The 17,549-nt window shown below is 61.1% G+C and carries 20 protein-coding genes; all 20 read right to left on the bottom strand.

What is annotated here, in order from left to right:
- Positions 1–8 precede the first annotated feature (8 nt).
- The 20 genes from AC0Z5Z_RS18245 to AC0Z5Z_RS18150 all read right to left on the bottom strand — a co-directional run bounded on the left by AC0Z5Z_RS18245 (position 9) and on the right by AC0Z5Z_RS18150 (position 17,549).
- Complete coding sequence (locus tag AC0Z5Z_RS18245; protein WP_485611476.1) at positions 9–2,627, bottom strand: phage tail tape measure protein; 2,619 nt, start codon at positions 2,625–2,627, stop codon at positions 9–11.
- A 150-nt stretch (positions 2,628–2,777) separates the two neighbouring features.
- On the bottom strand, positions 2,778–3,377 hold the full coding sequence (locus tag AC0Z5Z_RS18240) for a phage tail assembly protein (RefSeq protein WP_485611475.1): 600 nt from the start codon (positions 3,375–3,377) through the stop codon (positions 2,778–2,780).
- A gap of 12 nt (positions 3,378–3,389) precedes the next feature.
- Positions 3,390–3,893: a phage major tail tube protein gene (locus AC0Z5Z_RS18235; protein ID WP_485611474.1), complete on the bottom strand. Its 504-nt coding sequence runs from the start codon at positions 3,891–3,893 to the stop codon at positions 3,390–3,392.
- Between the two features lie 13 nt (positions 3,894–3,906).
- Positions 3,907–5,073 (bottom strand): phage tail sheath subtilisin-like domain-containing protein, encoded by a 1,167-nt coding sequence (locus AC0Z5Z_RS18230; RefSeq protein ID WP_485611473.1) that lies wholly within the window; start codon positions 5,071–5,073, stop codon positions 3,907–3,909.
- Positions 5,074–5,175: 102 nt separating this feature from the next.
- Positions 5,176–5,601 (bottom strand): phage tail protein, encoded by a 426-nt coding sequence (locus tag AC0Z5Z_RS18225; RefSeq protein WP_485611472.1) that lies wholly within the window; start codon positions 5,599–5,601, stop codon positions 5,176–5,178.
- A gap of 8 nt (positions 5,602–5,609) precedes the next feature.
- Positions 5,610–7,127, bottom strand: a complete 1,518-nt coding sequence (locus tag AC0Z5Z_RS18220) for a phage tail protein (protein ID WP_485611471.1) — start codon at positions 7,125–7,127, stop codon at positions 5,610–5,612.
- Positions 7,120–7,728 (bottom strand): phage tail protein I, encoded by a 609-nt coding sequence (locus tag AC0Z5Z_RS18215; RefSeq protein WP_485611470.1) that lies wholly within the window; start codon positions 7,726–7,728, stop codon positions 7,120–7,122. The genes AC0Z5Z_RS18220 and AC0Z5Z_RS18215 overlap by 8 nt, the downstream gene beginning before the upstream one ends.
- A gap of 1 nt (position 7,729) precedes the next feature.
- The gene (locus AC0Z5Z_RS18210; protein ID WP_485611469.1) at positions 7,730–8,611 is read right to left on the bottom strand and encodes a baseplate assembly protein; all 882 of its coding nucleotides are present in this window, start codon (positions 8,609–8,611) and stop codon (positions 7,730–7,732) included.
- The gene (locus AC0Z5Z_RS18205) at positions 8,608–8,934 is read right to left on the bottom strand and encodes a GPW/gp25 family protein (RefSeq protein ID WP_485611468.1); all 327 of its coding nucleotides are present in this window, start codon (positions 8,932–8,934) and stop codon (positions 8,608–8,610) included. The genes AC0Z5Z_RS18210 and AC0Z5Z_RS18205 overlap by 4 nt, the downstream gene beginning before the upstream one ends.
- A 5-nt stretch (positions 8,935–8,939) precedes the next feature.
- Positions 8,940–9,191, bottom strand: coding sequence for a hypothetical protein (locus AC0Z5Z_RS18200; RefSeq protein ID WP_485611467.1), 252 nt, complete (start codon positions 9,189–9,191; stop codon positions 8,940–8,942).
- A gap of 56 nt (positions 9,192–9,247) precedes the next feature.
- On the bottom strand, positions 9,248–9,829 hold the full coding sequence (locus AC0Z5Z_RS18195) for a phage baseplate assembly protein V (RefSeq protein WP_485611466.1): 582 nt from the start codon (positions 9,827–9,829) through the stop codon (positions 9,248–9,250).
- The gene (locus tag AC0Z5Z_RS18190; protein WP_485611465.1) at positions 9,826–10,338 is read right to left on the bottom strand and encodes a hypothetical protein; all 513 of its coding nucleotides are present in this window, start codon (positions 10,336–10,338) and stop codon (positions 9,826–9,828) included. The genes AC0Z5Z_RS18195 and AC0Z5Z_RS18190 overlap by 4 nt, the downstream gene beginning before the upstream one ends.
- On the bottom strand, positions 10,331–10,996 hold the full coding sequence (locus AC0Z5Z_RS18185; protein ID WP_485611464.1) for a hypothetical protein: 666 nt from the start codon (positions 10,994–10,996) through the stop codon (positions 10,331–10,333). The genes AC0Z5Z_RS18190 and AC0Z5Z_RS18185 overlap by 8 nt, the downstream gene beginning before the upstream one ends.
- A complete protein-coding gene (locus tag AC0Z5Z_RS18180; protein ID WP_034155914.1) occupies positions 10,993–11,313 on the bottom strand; it encodes a head-tail joining protein in 321 nt (106 codons plus the stop codon). Before AC0Z5Z_RS18180 ends, AC0Z5Z_RS18185 begins: the two co-directional genes overlap by 4 nt.
- Before the next feature lie 2 nt (positions 11,314–11,315).
- Positions 11,316–12,311 (bottom strand): major capsid protein, encoded by a 996-nt coding sequence (locus tag AC0Z5Z_RS18175; protein WP_041481041.1) that lies wholly within the window; start codon positions 12,309–12,311, stop codon positions 11,316–11,318.
- Between the two features lie 62 nt (positions 12,312–12,373).
- The gene (locus AC0Z5Z_RS18170; protein WP_485611463.1) at positions 12,374–12,718 is read right to left on the bottom strand and encodes a head decoration protein; all 345 of its coding nucleotides are present in this window, start codon (positions 12,716–12,718) and stop codon (positions 12,374–12,376) included.
- On the bottom strand, positions 12,715–13,869 hold the full coding sequence (locus AC0Z5Z_RS18165) for a head maturation protease, ClpP-related (RefSeq protein ID WP_485611462.1): 1,155 nt from the start codon (positions 13,867–13,869) through the stop codon (positions 12,715–12,717). The genes AC0Z5Z_RS18170 and AC0Z5Z_RS18165 overlap by 4 nt, the downstream gene beginning before the upstream one ends.
- Positions 13,866–15,347: a phage portal protein gene (locus AC0Z5Z_RS18160; protein WP_485611461.1), complete on the bottom strand. Its 1,482-nt coding sequence runs from the start codon at positions 15,345–15,347 to the stop codon at positions 13,866–13,868. The genes AC0Z5Z_RS18165 and AC0Z5Z_RS18160 overlap by 4 nt, the downstream gene beginning before the upstream one ends.
- Positions 15,347–15,553, bottom strand: a complete 207-nt coding sequence (locus tag AC0Z5Z_RS18155; protein WP_041481045.1) for a phage head-tail joining protein — start codon at positions 15,551–15,553, stop codon at positions 15,347–15,349. Before AC0Z5Z_RS18155 ends, AC0Z5Z_RS18160 begins: the two co-directional genes overlap by 1 nt.
- A gap of 1 nt (position 15,554) precedes the next feature.
- Positions 15,555–17,549 (bottom strand): phage terminase large subunit family protein, encoded by a 1,995-nt coding sequence (locus AC0Z5Z_RS18150; RefSeq protein ID WP_064390997.1) that lies wholly within the window; start codon positions 17,547–17,549, stop codon positions 15,555–15,557.

Below are 17,549 nucleotides of genomic sequence, written 5' to 3'. Positions count from 1 at the left end.
AAACCTCCTTAGACATGGGGTTCGTCGTACAGCTTGGCGGCGTTACTCTTCGCCGCATCCGCCATCATTCGCTGCATGTGCGGCATCAGATCCTGCGCCAAGGTTTGCGGGTCTTTCACGTCGCCCTGCACGGTCACCGGCATACTCAGTGAATACTGAAACTGCTGATCCACCTTGGTCGGCTCCGCCTTCGCCGGCTCCTTGGGCTGGATAGCCAGCGCCGCCGACTTGAGCGGCGCCGTCACCGCCATCGAGCGCGCGACATCCCCCAGCACCGGGCCTTGCTGCGCCGCTGACGCCATCATGAGCGGCGTGGACGGCACCGGCGCCTTTGCCGTTTGCTCGGGCTTTTCATCCTCGCCGCCGAACAGCGACTTACCCAACGACCCGCCCAGCGCCGCGCCGCCCTGACTGCCCAGGTAAGCACCGATCAGGCCGCCGATCGCGGTGCCAATGATCGGCACAACCGAACCGATGGCGGCGCCTGCTGCTGCGCCTGCCATCGTGCCGGCGAGATTGCCCGCAGCCGCACCGTAGCCCTCGGCTTTTTCGTCCTTGGTCTTGGCGTTTTGAAAGGTTTCAAAAGCCATCGCGCCGGACTCCAGCAGCGTGCCGCCAGGAATGACCTTGGCCGCCTTGCCGACCTTACCGACGGTTCCTGCGACGACGCCGAGCTTGGACAATGCCCCAGTTTGAACGGAAGGGACTGATGGCGATGGGATCGAAACAGGGGGACGAGGCACAGACGGGCGAGGCCCCCTCGAACTCGGCAACGACCGGCGCCGAGCGCTGCGCCTTGACCCACGTCCACGTCGGCGCGATTCGCCCGACGCATCCACACCGCCACCCATAGCGCCGGCATTGACGACGAAAACCTTCTTGACGCCGTCGTTACCTGCACCACTTTCAGTACCAAGGCCATCGCCTGTTGCCGCTTCCTTCACCCGTGAAACAACATCCAGGCCAGTCGCTACCAGATCAAGTTCTCCGGGGTTTTTATTTGGGGCTTCGCTCCCATTCCTGCCACCGCGCGACCCACGCGCAAGGTTTAGCAGCCCCTTGCTGATCTTGATCGTGTTGAAGATACCTTTTAAGGCGATCAGCCCCGCCCCGACCGTGGCGATACCGGCAACCACCCCGGGCGCGCTATCCGTCAGCGACGTAATGCCTTTAGTCACCTTGGTCAACGACTCGGCCACGGTGTCCGTCACCGGGCGCAGCGCATCACCGACGCTACGCATGGCGTCATCCATCGACTGGGCCATTTCCGCCCATTTCTGCGATGACGACTCGCGCCGCTCGGCGAGGTTTTTGTCGAGGATCCCGGTCGCGTCACGCGAATCGTTTTTGAGCTGGCTGTACAGCGCCTTGTTCTGCATGTAGGCCGACAGTGCGGCCTTGACCTGCATGTCGGCGAACAGGTCGCCGGTGCGCAGGGATTCTTCCAGCGAGGCCATCATGGCCTTGGCCTTTTCGGGATTGGCTTCCTTGCTGATTTTTGACGTCGCTTCGGCCATGGCCGCCGCACGCTTCGGATCGGTTGCCTGAATGTACTTCTGAGCCAGCGCCATGCTGGTCTCAAGCGTCGACATACCGTTTTGCAAACCGGTCTGCATCGATCCCTTGTAATCAATCCCGGCTTTTTCATAAGCCTTGACCGTATCGGTCGAACCGATTTTGCCCATCCAGTTTTTCAGGTTGTTGGCTGCTTCGTCCGAACTGCCGGCCTGCTTCATCTGCACCTGCAACATGGCGCCCAGTTGCGTCACCGCGTCTAAGCCGGTGATGCCGTTGCTGGCCATGTTGGCCAGCAGTTCGGGAAACCACTTGGCCATGTCGGCCGCTTCAAAGCTGCCCGCCTGCCCTTGGTACGCGATCGCCTCCAGCGCCTGCTGCATCTGCTTGGGGTCGGTGATCTTGGCGTTCTGTCCCAGAGCGTTGATCATCTTCGCCGTGTCGACGCCGCTGGATCCCTGCCCCACGACAAACTTGGCCGCGACAGGTGCGTACTCCAGTGCCTTGCTCAGGTCCATACCGGCACCGACCAACTGATTGACCACGTCGGCCACATCGTTGCGCGCCATGCCTGTGTCGCGCGAAGTGTCTATGATCTTGCGCGACATCTCCTGCTCTTGCGGCTTGTTGGCAATGCCGGCCTTGATCGCGATGTCACGCACAATCGCGCCAAAGTCAGCGCTGACCTTGGTCGGTACCGCCATGGCACCGACACCGACCACCGCTGCACCGACGGCGCCCTTCATACCCTTTACGCCAGAATCAATCTGCTGATGACCCTTGGCTTTCAGCTCGGCTTTGTTGGCCGTCTGCCCCATCGAGCGATAGGCTTTTTCCAGCCGACCCACCTCGATCCCCTGCTTTTTCAAGCTGTCGAGGTTCGAGTTCAAACGGTTGAGTAATTTGGATGCACCAGCCGCGCCGGTGTCGTGAGCCTTTTTCCATTCTTCGCGCAGGCGGATGGTGTCGCCAATCGTGCGCTGCAGCACCCGCGCTTTGTTACCTTCTGTCTCGAGGCGCTTGATGCGCCCGGTCACGTCCTTGAACGCGGCGCCGACCGTGGAACTGACGGCACCGCCGATCACCAGCCCGAGGGCGAGTTTGTTTGCCATATCACGGCCCCCATGTGCCCAGCATTACCGATGGCGGCTCAATCCGTGAGCCACCACACCATTTCCGCAAACGGCATCGACTGGATCTCGGCGGCGGAAAATCCGGTTTCCGCCGCCAGACGTTTCGCCGCCGACTTGATCACGCTGGGGTTAAAGCCCGTCGTCGTTGTCCATGCGAAAATAGCCGGCCTGCAAGCGGTTAAAATCCACCAGCTTCAGCCCCTCCAGATCCGCGACAGGCGCACCGGACAACGCAGCAAACAACACCAGCTCGCGCTGCTCATCATCACCACCCACTTCACGGTTGGCCGCACGCACGTCGCCCACGGTCGGCGAACGCAAAACCAGCTTGTCGACCGTCACGCCGTTGATTTCACTCGGGTACGACAGCGTTACCTGCACCTGATCGGTGGTCAGCGACAACCACGCCGGCATCGAGTCCGAATAATCAGTTCTCGGTACCAGGTGCGAATACGCCGTTTGCACGCGGCGATAATCCGTCAGCTTGAGGCCTTCCAGATCCTTCAGTCCGACTTCGGCGAGACCTGCGAACAGCATCAGTTCGCGTTGTTCGTCGTCGCCGTTGGCAGCACGGTCGGCCGCGCGCACTTCCCGCACAGTCGGGTTACGCAGGTTCAACGCCTCGACGTCGATGCTGTTGGCCTTGCTTGGTCGGGTCAGCGTTACAACGGCGCCGAGCGCACTGAGCGACAGCCAGGCCGGCAGGTTTTGAGCGATTGCTTGAGTCATCTAAATCTTTCCTTACAGGCCGAGCGCATTGCGCACTTCGAGCAGTTGGTCTTTGCCGTCGATCACCTGAATGCCGGCGACCATGTCGACCTCGTACATCAGGCGCCCATCGATTTCGAGCTTGTAATACGTGACCGCAACGGCGTGTTTGATCTCAGCAGCATCGCCCGCTTTCCAGTCACCGAGATCGACCTCTTTGAGGCGACCGCGCAGGGTGGCAACGACCGCTGTCACCGTGCCCTTTTGGCCCTTGAAGGCACCTCGGAACGTGGCGTTGAACGCTGTGCCGTCGGCCAGGCCGAAGTACTTCAGCGACTCGCGGCGCACGCCCTTGGTGACAAACGAGGCTTCCATTTTCTCCAGCCCCTGATCCATCTCGATGGGCCCGGCCATGCCGCCGCCACGATATTCGTCAGTCTTGGTGGTCAGCTTGGGCAGCGTCAGGCTCGGCACGTCGCCGGAGAAGTTCACGCCGTCGACGAACAGGTTGGTGTTGTACAAAGTCTGAGGAATCATTGGTTACGCCCCCTTAGGCTGCTTCAAGCACTTCGGTCATCCATTGATCGGTGACTTCAAAAAGGAAATTCGGGTTTTCCGCCGGCGGTACGTCGGTGAAACGGATGCGCCAATACACCTTGCCCTGGGCGATCTGGCTGGCCGTGTTCAGTTCGGTGTCGGGGAACACTTCAAAGTTGATGATCGCGCCCTGGGCTTTCAGATCGCGCATGAACGCATCCAGACCGTTGGTGACATCGGTCACGTAGGTCTTGGTGATCGATCGGTCGACCGCCCACTTGTGCCCGGCCTGCACCGCATCCATGAGAATGAACAGCGTGCGAACGCGGGTAACGAATGCCCACTTCGGATCGCTCGACAGTGTGCGGTTGCCCCACAGGCGGTAACCGTCGTCGCGAATGATCGTGGTGATATTGGCGTTGTTGAGCAGGTTGGCCCGGCACGTCTCGTCGCCGTCCAGATACTCGACCGCGCGGCCGGTACCGGTGATACCGGTCAATTCCTTGTTCGATGGCGAGGCCCAGAAACCGTACTCAGCATCCGTCCACGCAAACAGGCCTGCCGCCCAAGCCGAGCCGGGTGCATCGACCGTCGAGCTGGTGACGGTGTCCCAGTACTTCACATCCGGGTCGACCATGAACAGGTTGCGACTGCCGAAGTTCTCGGCGTAGGCAATAGCAGCCTCGTCGGTCGTACCCGGCCCGTCGATGATGCCGATGGCACGCAGCTTCTGCGCCACGCTGTCGATGGCCGTGGCCACCGCCTGAGTCGCGGTGTGGCCCGGGGCGATCAGCAATCGCGGCTGGGCGTTGAACAAGCTTTTGCCGTCGAGCAGCGCCTGTAGGCCAGTACGCTGCCCCGACTCCAGCACGCCGCCGATGATCGCCGAGGTTTGCAGCGCAGGGTCTTCCAGCTTGGCTACACCGATGGCGACGATCACCGCCTTGGCTTTGACGTAGATGGCCTGACAGGCCTTGGTGATCGCCGAGTCGGCGCCGAAGGCGGCAATGGCTTCGCGCTCGGTGGTGATCAACTTCAGCTCGCCCGCCTTGGCCGTACCGCCGCCGAGGACACCCGGGGTGAAGGTGTCACACAGACCGATAATCGACGACGACGGCAGCGAGATGGTGCGCGCGCCAGTGTCGACCGAGGTGGTCGTGACGCCGTGGAAAAAACTCATAAGGGTCAGTCTCCAGAAACGAAAAAGCCCCGCATAAGCGAGGCTGTGAGGGTGTTGGTGTTACGCGTACGGAATGAAATACGCCCCGTCAGTGCGGGGCGTTTATTGGGTTTGCTCTATGAGCCAAGGCGGCGCGATCGGGCGATGGTCGACTAGCGGGAACTCCCCCGCCTCCGGCCAATTGCGCAATGAACGGCGGTACATCTGAAGTTCGGTGTATTGATCAGGGGATAAAGTCGTCTCGACGCTCGCCTCCAGCTCGTCCCGATGCCGAGCAACAACGCCGTCAGTAGCGGCTAGCTGCACGTCGCGCCATGACCGTTCAACTTCCGCGAAATATCCAGAAGATGGCAAGGGCGGATCGATGAGCATCGGGTAGCCATCTTCACCCCAGCCAACGACTTTTCCCTGACCATGCCCAGCCATAAGCGCGGCATGCGCTTCGGCGGTGATTTCCACCACATCCCCGGGCATTGATACGTGAGTAGCTGAGTCGTAAAACCCGCCAGTAGATTTTGAAGCAAACATAAGCCCCCTTAGTAACCGATGCAGATCCACGTAAATTGATCGGGGTAAGTCGAAGCGGCGTTTCGATACTTGAACCCGGTAGCCGTCAGGTAGTTGTTATGGAAGCTGGTACTACCCTCATTCTGCCCAAAGACCAGCGACATCGGCCCAACTGGGAAGGCGATCGGAAAGGTGACTAAGTAATCAGCCGCCGTTGCCAGAGCGCTACCCCATTGAATAATCAGACCGCCCGACAACCTCTGATAACCGCTAGCCGCTAGAACCGCAATCCCAGATCCACCAACGGCTAGCCAGCCCAGGCCCGCCGCGATGAACTCCGACGCCGTACCATTACCCAGCACCAAATTGGGCGAGCCATGTGTATTGCCATTAGGCCCGCTTAAATTGCCGTTGATGGACTTTACGGTGCAGGTAGTGTTAGCAGCGGCCTGTATATAGATCCTGCTCCCAGCAGGCAGCAGGGCCGCATCAGGCAATGTAAGCATCATGACTGGCGCGCTTGCGTAGACGTACTTACCAACATCGGCCGCCGTCAAATCCGTACTCACCGCATAGGCAACGTAGCCGGCCAAACTACCCGCCGCGCGCTGCACAAACTCCGTCGTAGCGAGTTTCTGACTGACATCAAACTGAGCCGGGGTATTTGCTGTCGGATTGATCAGCGCCGGCGAATTGATGGGCGCAAAGCCTTGGGTCACGTTCTGGAACGTCAGCGCCGTGGCGCCCAGGACAATGACCCCGTCGGTGATCAACTGCCAGCGGGTATCGGCCAACGTTGCGCCCTGCTCGACCGACACCAGCAACGCCGACGTCACCTCTGAACTAGAGTCAGCATCCACTGCGCGCGACCAGCCTGCCGCCGCTGCAACCCAAATGCCATTGTCCTTGGCGGCGTTCTGGTTTTTCACCAATACCCGGTCACCGACAGCCAGTGCCACGCCATCAATGGACTGAAGCCCGGTCAGCGCAATGTTGGCCGTGGTCGCGACCCGCACCGACTGCTTGTTGTCGAGTTTGTACAGCTCTTCCAGAATCTTTGCGTCAACATACTCTCGCGTCGCCAGCACCACCGACGGGTCAATCTTGAGCTGAATGTTGCCGGTACTGGTGACGATGAAGTTCATCCGCACGATTTGCGTGCGACCCGAGCCTTGCGACAGCAGCGGCTTGAAGCTCGGCGCGCAATTGGCCACCGCTACCAGATCGCCGTCCGCATCGTAGAGGCCGATTTCGCGAATCCACTTACCGCCCTCATCGGCGGGAATGATTTGCTCTGCGATGATCACCGCCGGATTGACCGGGTCGATCTTCAGTTGGTTGAGCGGCTTGCGGCGCCACTCATTGAGCAGCTTGGATTGACCGGCCGACGGCACTGGATTAGGCGGATCGGCCAGCCCGCCCGGGTTGGCATCCCCCACGCCCATTTGCGTGATCAGCCATGGAATGCCAAGCGCGTCGGCGTTCGCCTGCTTGGCCATCCCCACGGTCGTGAGGATCGCAAAAAATTGCGAGTTCGCATCAATCATAATAAACGTCCAGGGTGTCTATGGAATGTTCGCGGCCGACCACGCCAAATCTGCCGGTGACCTCGATGTCACGCATGACGGGTGGGTAAACGTCGATTTCGTCGCCTTCGTAAAGGGACACGGCGATATTCAAATCACCTTGAGTTTCAAGGCTGATCGCCAGCCCGGTCAGGTGCCGCGTGACAGGCTTGGCGTCGTCAATCAGGCGCTCTAGCTCCTGATACATTTCCTCGGTGATGCCAGTGTCCAGCACGCCGACCTTCAGCGCGAAGGTGCCCGGCACGCCCTCGGGCACCGTCTGGAACCACTCGACAATCTCGATCAGATAGCCCAGCGGCTCGACCACACGACGCAGCGCGCCGATCGTGCCCTTGTGCTTGTGGATGTAAAACGACGCCTTGATGGCCGCGCGCTTGGTCGCCTCAGACCATCGGTAATCCCAGCGATCGACCGACCACGCCCACGCCAGATGCGGCAGCAGATGCACCGGACAGGTGTCGGGGTTGTAGAGGTCGCGCAGCGGGACAATCGTCTTTTCGAAAAACGCGGCCTCCATGGCCCGTTCCAGTTGCGTGCTATTAAGCGGCAGTAGACTTTTCATATCAGCCCGCCAGCCTCACGTTGTAGCGCGTGCAGAACGCCGCCTGAGCCTTGGTCGGGGCCAGGTCCTGCCACCCAACCAACTCAACCCGGGCAACGCCGGCAACGTGCAACTGAGCATCAACAGCGGAGCGTGCGACCTCGACGCCCAGCCGCTTGCGTGGATTGATCCAACCGGCCAATCGGCTTTTCGCTTCGGCCAAACTGGCATCCACTTCCGGGCCGGCGCCGGTCATATGCAAGATGGCGTCAATCTCGTAGCGGATCACCTGCGCACTCTGCACGGTCACCCGATCACAGACCGGGCGCACGTCATCGTCATTCAACGCAGCGGCCACCGTCGCCAGCAGATCCGGCGCCGCTTCGCCTTCCCCGTCCAGCCCCAGCACCGTTACCGTAACGTAACAAGGCGCCGGGCTTTCAGCCGTGGCATCCGCCACCAGCCCCGAGGCGTTACGCGCGTGCAGGATGTAGCTGTTACGCGGGCCGGCCGTGGTCAAGCCCTCATAGGCCAACTGGATGCGCTCGCGAAACGGGTCGTCGTCTTCCATGACCTCGGGCACCGGTGGCACCGCTTGCAGATCCGCCACCTGAATCACCAGGCGCTTCAGATTGACGTTAGCCCCCAACTGATCGAGGTCGCCGCGAATGGCGTGCGCGAGCAGTAGCGCCTTGCCGGCGTCATTGACCCGGGCGCGGTTGCCGACCTTGCTGTAAGCCCCAACCTCAAGCACTTTGACCACCGGATCGCTTTCCAGCGCGGCCGTCCAGTTGCCGCCCATGTACCCGCGAAACACGCCCAGCCCGTCCTGATAAACCTCTTCAAAGTCCAAAGGCTCCAACACGGTCGGTGCCGGCAACGACGACAGATCAACGGTACTCATGCGGCCACCTCCAACGTGACGCTGTCGCCCAGGTACTTCCCGACGATTTGCATATTGATTTGCCCGCCAACGACGGAAATAACGCGCACCTGATCCAGCTTCAAACGCGGCTCCCAGCGCCCTAGAGCGCGGACGACTTCAGCCTGTACGGCGCTTTTCCAGCCCTCGTTAACGGGCAAATCGACAAACCGGCGCAGCTTGCTGCCGTACTCCATACGGTGCCGGCGACTGCCCAGCGGCGTGCCCAAGATGTCTGCGATGGATTGGCGCAAGTGCTTGATGCCGGAAATGGGTTGGCCGGTGTGGCGATCCATTCCGATCATCTAGGTCACTCCAGCGGTTCAAGTTCGGGATGCGTCTTCAGGAAGCTGACAGCCTGCTCATCGGACGCCGACACCTCGACCGTGTGCTTGGCCACCACCAAGGTGCGATCCGTTCCAGGGATGCACAGGGTTCGCGAGGTATAGAGCTTGTCGCGAAACTTCAGCAGCAGATCCGGCGCTCGCAGGAGAGCGGTAGCGGGTTGTCGAGTTAATGGCAGCGATTGCTCCTCGACAGACTGGTCATTGATCTTGGCCATGTATTTTCTCCAGGTACAAAAAAGCCCGCACGCGGCGGGCTGGATGAATGTTCGGGTTAGTGCTTGTGGTGGTTGTCGCTGATACCGGCGGCCATGATGTCGCCGGCGCCGTCGATGTTGCCCGTTACGGATAACGGGCCGTCGATATTGACAGGCCCTTTGATATTCACGGTCGCTTCAAGATCGATCGTTCCCGACTTCACCGTTACCGCGTTATCCGTAACGACGACATCCGTGCCGCCGACCTTGATCGCCACCGTGCCACTCGGCAAGGTGATGGTGTAAGACTTAGCCTGCCAGTCGTAGACCAGCGAGCCGCCATCATCGAAACGCCAGACCTCGACGTGGTCGCGGTTGTCCGGCGGCGGTCCGGCATTCCCGTACAGGCCCGGGACAAACGTGCCTTGTGACACGTCACCGCTGGGACTGATCAAACTGCCCTGCTCGCCCAAAGACGGCGCCCGCCAGTGCCTGGCCTTGCCCGCTGCGATGCTGTGCCAGCGCACCCAGGCGCTGGTCCACTCACCATCAGATACCCTGCACGCTGGCGGCGATGCGGACAGATCCACCGCGACCACATAGCAAGCCTTGACCGCCCCCGCGATCATGCGGTCATGTTGGGCGCTCGCGTAAGTCATGGCAGATCCTCCGGCCTGAATTGCCCGTCACCCGGATCGACTTCAAACACCAACGTCCCCGGTGGTTCGTCCGGCCACGGCCATTCCTCAACGCCGAGATAAACCTGCTGAGTCCACTCCACCAGCCACACGGTGTATCCATCCAGGTGCGGCTGGGTCCAGTCCTGCAGCGATTGCACAAACTCGGCGGGTTCAACTGCCAACCCCCACGTCTGCGCACGCAGCAGCACCGCCAACTGGGTCGCCAATTGCACGGCCTGTTGATGATGGTGCGGCTTGATCGGGTCAACAATGATCCGAGCCTCGAACTTGCACACCAGCGAAGTTTCGCCGGTGCCGATATCGGTACCCGGCTCGATCTCGGCCACCTCCAGAAACACCGCTGGCAGCAACACGCGATCCTTAATATCTGGCCAGGCTGTGACGGCCTGCACGCCAGGCAAGTGGGTACGCAGATGCTGTTCTACCGCCCGATAAAGCTGGTCCAGGCTGAACGGTTCGTCAGACATTGCCGATCCTCTTAAGGTATTTCTGCAGCTCAAAGTTGAGTTCCTGCTTGAGAACCTCCAGCAGACGCTCATCGGCCTTTTTGACCCAGCTATCGAAATGCGGTCGGGCCTGTTCCAGCGACACTTTGGCTTTGGCCAGCGGGAAACGACTGCCGTGTTCGGCGACCCAGCCCGAACTCGGCCCGCGACCAGGTGACACCGTGCTGTCCGGGTAATCGTCCCCGTTGAAATGCTTGCTGGCTGTGCGGATCCAGATGTCGGGTTTGTTGCCGTAGACCTTCTTGAGGAAAGCCCCTTGGTAACGCCGTCCCGCCACCGACACACCGCTGCCGGTTTGCCGCGCCCGGCCGATCCGGCTGGATTCGATGGCGTTCAACCCGAACCACAGTTTGCCGCTCGCAGCACCGCCGGAAACCGGATAGCTGCGCAACCGCTGACGCACCGCTGCAACAGCAATGCGCTCTGACCGGCTGACGGCTCGGGCGATGTGCGTGCGCAACCAGCCCAACGTCTTGTTGATTGCGCGCCGATGCGCCGCAGCAGCCGCTTTCGGCACCACCTTGGCGAAGTCCTGGAACGCCTGAAAGTCTGCGGCCGAGGACTGGATAGAGATCATCCCGCCCCCGGCCGAGGGTTTGAAATAGCTGCCGACGCTCATGGCCGCAACCTCAGAATCAGGGCGACCAGCCCGTCACCGCTCGGTTCGAGCTGGATTAGGTCGTAGTCACCGCCGCCATCCAAGGCAGGCAGGTCAACGCTGACCAGCATGCCCTGTTCCAGACCTTGCGAATCGCTGACGCGGATCTCGAAACGAGGCTCACGCAACCCGGTGTTGAGCTTGCCGAACTTGGGTTGCAGCCAGGGCGCGGCAAACATGCCGAGCACTGGCTCTTCGCGACCCTCGATCCGCGCGGTGTCGCCCAGCGTTTCGAACACCACCGCGTCGACTTCGGCTATCAGATCGCGAAAGCCCACGGTCAGAGTTCCAGCAGGATCTGGGCGCGCGGTCGGGTGCACAGGTGCAGCGGGTTGGACTGCGCCTCACCGGCCATGCCTTTGTTGAAGGGCAGCGGCTCGATCATGCTGTAGTACGGAATGCCCTGGGTGTTGACCGTTTCCATGTAGTCGGCCGGCGCGAACACCGAGATGTACAGATCCGGCACGCCTTCAGGCACCAGCAGTGCCTTGTCGTCGTGGACGAAAGACACACCGGCGACCTTGCCACGATAGCGCTCCCAGATGATGCCGCCGAACTCGAAGCTTTCGCGCGCATCACCACGCAAGGCCGCCGCTTGCTGACTGTTGAGGTAGGTTTCTTTGACCGACTTGTGAACGATCAGCTTGTTCCAGAAGTTCTTGCCGCAGAAGGCGCGCGAGCCGGTGCTGGTCACGCTGCCCAGCGCATCCTCCTGCATGTCCAGCGCCTCACCGCATTTGACCCGCAGCTCGGTACCGGCTTCAGTCAGCCCCATGGACAACTTCTGACGCTGAACACCGAAGCGCTCATACAAGTCCAGCAGCACCGTCGAACCATCAGCGTCGAGGATCTGGCCGTTGAGTGCGCCCATGCGCTGGAATTCATGCGTGGCGTCCAACTGTCGACGTGCCTTTGCCAGGCGTGCATTGACAACATCCTGCACCGCCTGCAGCTCAGTGCGAGTGCCGAAGGCGCGGATGCCTTGGATCTCATCCGCCTTGATCGTGAAGCGCTCAGGCAGGTGGACGGTGTTGAACGGGATCAGGTTGCGCTTGCTCGCAGCAACCACCAGGCCAGAACCACCGCGCTCACCGGCCGGCACCAGTGCCAGGGTGTCACCGTCCTTTTCAATCTGCACGGTCAGGGTGGTGATGCCTTCCTCGCGGAACAGGCCCAAGGCGCTGATACGGCCCGGCAGGTACGGTTGATCATTGAGTGCAGCGGTCAGCGAGGTAACGGTAAACGCTTCGTCTTCAAAAATGGCGATATCGGCCATGGGTACTCTCCAGAAACGAAAAATCCCGCACGCGGCGGGATGCAAAATAAGAGGGAAATGCTTTAGCGGACGATCAGCGAATGTGCGGCCAGGGCTTTCTCAGCGGCCAGATCGAGGCCGGTCAAGTGCGCTTCGCTGACCTCGGCCAACCGCACTACGGCACGACCGCGACGCACCACGTCGGATTCACCGAGCGGGCCGTAGAGAATGGCGACAGCGTTTTCGGTGCCGTCCTCAGCAGTCGGGTCGTAGGGTGCGAATTCGCCGGAGGCGGTCACCAGCCCGAGGATTTGTCCCGGCCACAATGCTGGGCCGGCCGCGACGTTGATCGCTTCACGCGAAATGGTGCCGGCGCCTTCGGACAGCAGGAATTCACCTGCGTGCATCGGTTCCTGTTTGATAGTCATGCTCGTGCTCCTTTCGCGCTTTGCGCGGTTCCAGTTTGGGCCGCTTGGCGAGCAGCCCAAATCGAGTTGGGATCAGGTTGTTTGGCCAGCACCTTGGGCGCTGGGTCGTCCGCCAGCGGCAGACTGTTGTCGATTTCGAAGCCCTTGCCGCTGGTGACAATCTTGTCGAACAGACGCGCCCGTACCGACGCCTCGTCCAGACCTGCCGCGACATACTCGGCGCTGAATTCCGGCAACCGCGCGGCCACGCAGAGGTCGTTTACCGCCTTGGCGCGTGCCAGACCGGCTAAAACGACCTCTTCGCTTTCAAGCTGGGTGGACTTAAGCAGCGGCTCGACCAGGTTGCTGATGCCCGCCGCCGTGCAGCGCTGAGTGACCATCAATGCCAACTTGGCCGAGTAGACTACAGGCGGCACCAGCGGCGGTTCGACAGGATCAAGATCCGGATCCGCTTCAGGTGGCTCGTCGAGCTGGGCCAGCAAATCAGCCGGTGCGTGCTGGAATCGTTGCAGCACCGCGCCTTGACCGAGGCACGCTTTGACTTTGATGCCGTCGCCGACTTCGTCAGCCAGACCGAGGGCCAATGCTTCATTGGCAGTCAGCCAGGTTTCTGCATTAACCATTCGCCGCAGTTCTGCGTCGTCGATGTTGGGCGCCTTGGCCTTATAGGCCGCAATGATCGCCTCCAAGGTTTGATCCAGCACATCAGCGACCCGGCGAAAGTCCTCAGCGTCCCCGCCTGTATAGGTGTAGGGGTTATGAATCATCAACATGGCGTTCGCCGCGATGACTACGCGGTGTGCACCGCACACGGCCACGCTGGCCGCACTCGCTGCCAGTGCATCAATGCGACCAGTGCAGCGCTCGCCCAGCCGCGACAGCGCGTTGTGCATGGCCAGACCATCGAACAAATCGCCGCCGATGCTGTTGAACGCGGCCACCACTGGTGAAACGCCGTCATCCATGGCGCGCAGATCCTGCACGAACTGATTAGCAGTTATGCCCCACGCGCCGATCTCGCCATAGACGAAAACTTCGATCACTCGATCGGCCGCTTCGCCGCTGGCATTAACGGCATACCAGGTCTTGTCCTTGACCTCGACGCGTTTGCCGGCGCGGTTGTAAATACGCGGTTTCGCGCTCTTGCTCATGGTTGCTCCTTGTCGTCGGTGTCTTCGACGGCATCCAGGGTGTTGTAGTTGAGGCCCAGCTCTGTGGCCCGCTTCAGATCGGCGGCGTTTTCCAGATCGACCGTTTCGGCGTCGTAGCCGGTACGCAGGACCATCTCGCTGCGCGACGAAAAACCGGCTCTAACCTCCATCGCTCGCGCCTGCACGTCCTGCACCGGCTGGATGTAAGCCCAGCCTTGTGGCACCCAGCGGGTGCGCAGGTATTGGCGGCGCTTCTGTGCGTAATCGTCCAGCACCAAGACACCCGACAGCACCGCCATGTCCATCCACGCTGCCCGTACCGGGCGGCAGAGTTGATGCACGTACACGCTGAACTGCAGTTGTTCCAGGCGACGCCGAAACTCGTTGAGTACCACCCGCAGCGCTCGATCGTTGATGCCGCGCATGTCGCCGGTGAGGATCTCGTAAGGCGTACCGCTACCCGCCGCTGCAGCCATCAACTGCTGACGCATGAAGTCCGGGTAGTTGTTGCCCGCGTCCGGCGGTTTGGAAAATTCCACCTCTTCGCCCGGACCGAGTTCCTGCATGGTGCCGGGTTCGAGCGCAACCATGGGCGTGAAGCCGTCGCGGTCCAGATCCAATAACGCGCCGGTGACCGGATCGCGTGGAGCCGGACCCGAGTCAGGCGAAGGGCGCTTGATGAAACCGGCGAACAGGTTGGCCACCTCCTGACGGAACAGCACCGCGTCGTCGTAGTTGTCCAGACTGCGCAGCCGTTTGAGTACCGGCGACAATCGCGGCACACCGCGCAACTGGCCAGGTTCGACCGGTTCGAAGATGTGCAGCACCTGTGCGGCCGGGACGCGCACTAGCTGGTTGTAGCCGGCATTCAACGAGGCCGCATCACGCGGGTGCGACAGGTACATCCAATACGCTACCCGCTTGCCGCCGGGCGTGAACTCGATGCCGGCGCGGATTACGTTGCCGTTCTTGGTGCTCTCGAATTTGTCGTGCGGCACGAACTCCGGCGCCAGAATCTGCAACTGCAGCGGAACCGCCAAGCCTTCGTCCCGACTGCGAGGACGCAAGCGAACAAAGCATTCACCCGATGTTTCCACCGTGCGCGCCACCAGCGCCTGCTGGCCGTAAAAGTCGGTGCGGTCATCCGCATCAGATTCATCAACCCAATCGCTCCACAGCTCCTGCAGCAGCTTGCGCAGGGCATCATCATCGGTCGCTGGCCGAGGGGTGATGCCGGTGCCGATCAGGTTGCTGACGCGCTTGTCGATCACGTTGAAGGCATACGGGTCATTGCGAACCGCTGCCCGGGAGCGCGAGCGCAAATTGCGCAGTGCCGGGGTGTTGATGCTGTTGATCCCGTTGTCGGGAGCGTCCCAGTTAGCGGATCGGCGGCCTTCACCAGCGCCTTCGTAACTGGCCTTGATGTTGGACGGCAGCACAAAGCCGTTACGGGTCAACGTCGGAAAATGTCGGGCCATTAAAGTCCCTTGCCCCCGTGATAAAGGCGAACCACGCGCGAACGTGGCCCGGCGGCGCTGGCCAGCGACGAGCGTATTTCTTCGCGCGCCTTGAGCAGCTCATCGACCGTGCGGTATTCCACGGTGCGGTCGGTGTAGCGCACAGTTTTCTCACCGCGAGCAATGGCCGCCTCAACCGCGTCGAGGTGCTTTTTCGTAAATGACATATCAGCGTCTCTTCAGGTAGCCACTGGTGGAACTGCGGCGTTGTGGGGGAGCGGCTGCCGGACGTGATTTCACGGCTGGTTGCGGCGCCTGCGGTGCTGCCGGTGTTACGACTGGCCGGCTGAGCCGTTCGCTCTGAACGGGTTGGCTGCTATCGCCCGAAACCGACTCGTTGACCGCCTGTCGAATCCGCGCCCAATCGTGATCTTGGTAGCGGTTGATGCCGAGGTAATGGGCCATGGCCAGGTTGTAAACCAACAGATCGAGCGCTTCGTTACGCTCGGATTTGCCCTTGGTCCATTCGATGCGTTTATGCCCCCTGACGTAACGGGTGACTTTGCGCTCAGCAACGCACTGGGCGAAAAAGTCATCCGGCAGGTCGTTGGCAAAGTGCAGCGCTCCCGGGCCGGTGTCGAATACATAGCGGTTATAGATCCAGTCCTTCGCCGTGTCGGTACCGACAATCCAAAGCTCGGCGCCATGCCGTTCAGTCAGGCCCTTCCATGTCACGTCGACCATCGAAGGTCGCTGCGCAATCACCGGCCGGCCCCGCTTGCTCGCCCCCTTGATGGCGAACACGCTGCGCCAGCGGCGCATACGACAGAACTGATAGACCTCATCCGTATGGTTACCACCGGAGTCGACCGCAGTAGCCATGATCATCAGCTCAGCACCACAAGGGTGTCGGTAACGGGCCTTGAGTAACTCGTCCAGCGCCGCCCAGGTGCGCTCATCGGCGGGGTCGCCGGAGATCACCTGAAAGTCGACCACCCAGCGCTCCATGCCAGCGCCCCAACCCATCACCATCAGTTCCAGGCGGTTGGCTTGGGTGTCAACAGAAGCGGTCAGCATCAACACGCCGTCGGGCATTGAGCCAAGCCCGTAGTTTTCCAGCCGCGCCCGATCCCTCAGCACATCGGCCGAGGTTTGCTCCTGAGCGCTATCCCAGACCTTGGCCAGACGAGTGTTATAAAACACCTGCATCGGCTCCAGATCGCCTTTGGCCTGAGCCTTTTTAGCCTTCTCGAATTGCTTGGCCAACGAGGCCCAACCGGTCCAGCCGGGCGGCGAGTACAACGCATTCAAGTTAAAACCAATGGTTTCGCCATCGCCTTGGGTGTGCGCTCGCCACTCCCCTTTCGCCAGCATCTCGCCCTTATAGCGCTCTTCGATCAGGACGTCGCAGTCGGGGCCGGCGCACTGGTAATGCACAACCTGAAAATCCGCCGAGTAATGCAAACGCTCCCACTCCAGAACCTGCATGTGTTCACAGGTTGGGCACGGCACGTAGTAGTAACGCTGATCGCTGACCTCAAACAGATCAGCGATCCGTGACGCCCCCCTGACCGTCGGCGAACTGGAAAAGTAAAATTTGGCGTTACGGCCGAAAGTACTGCCGCGAGTCTCGGCCAGTTCGACCGGGTCGCCCTCTTCGCCCACGTCCACACTCCAGCGATCAACCTCGTCGCCGTAGATGTAGCGTGCGGAAAGCTCCGCCAGGTTGGCCGCAGAACCGGCCGTGGTGATGTACAGCGAACCACCCTCGAACTCCTTCGTGTCCATGGTGTTGCGCGCATCTCGCGAGCGGTTGGACGCCACGCGCTCACGCAGCACCGGCGTAGCCTTGATGGTTTTACCAATCCGCGACGATACCCGCTTGGCCAACCCCAGACTGGGCAACAACGTGAGGATGTTGGACGGGGCCATATGGATCAGGCCGCCGATCCAGTTCAAGGCGATCTGCGTTTTCATCAACTGCGAAGCCACCATGGTCACCACCCGCTTGCACGGGTGGGCAGGTGACAGACAGCGCATCGGCTCACGCGCATAAGGGGTGCGCGAAGTGTGGTATTGACCAGGCTCGGCCGCACCCGTGTCGCGCGGAATGCGCATGTACTCGTCGGCCCACTGATCAATCCAGACATCTGGCTCTGGTCGCTGCCCACGGAAATACGCTTCGCGGTACACCGTCGCACCGTTCGACATTTCTAAGGACAT

The sequence above is a fragment of the Pseudomonas sp. 1L-E-NC-VB-C3 genome (assembly GCF_057291535.1).
Note: the sequence above shows the minus strand (reverse complement) of the source record. Positions and strands in the feature narration are given on the sequence as shown.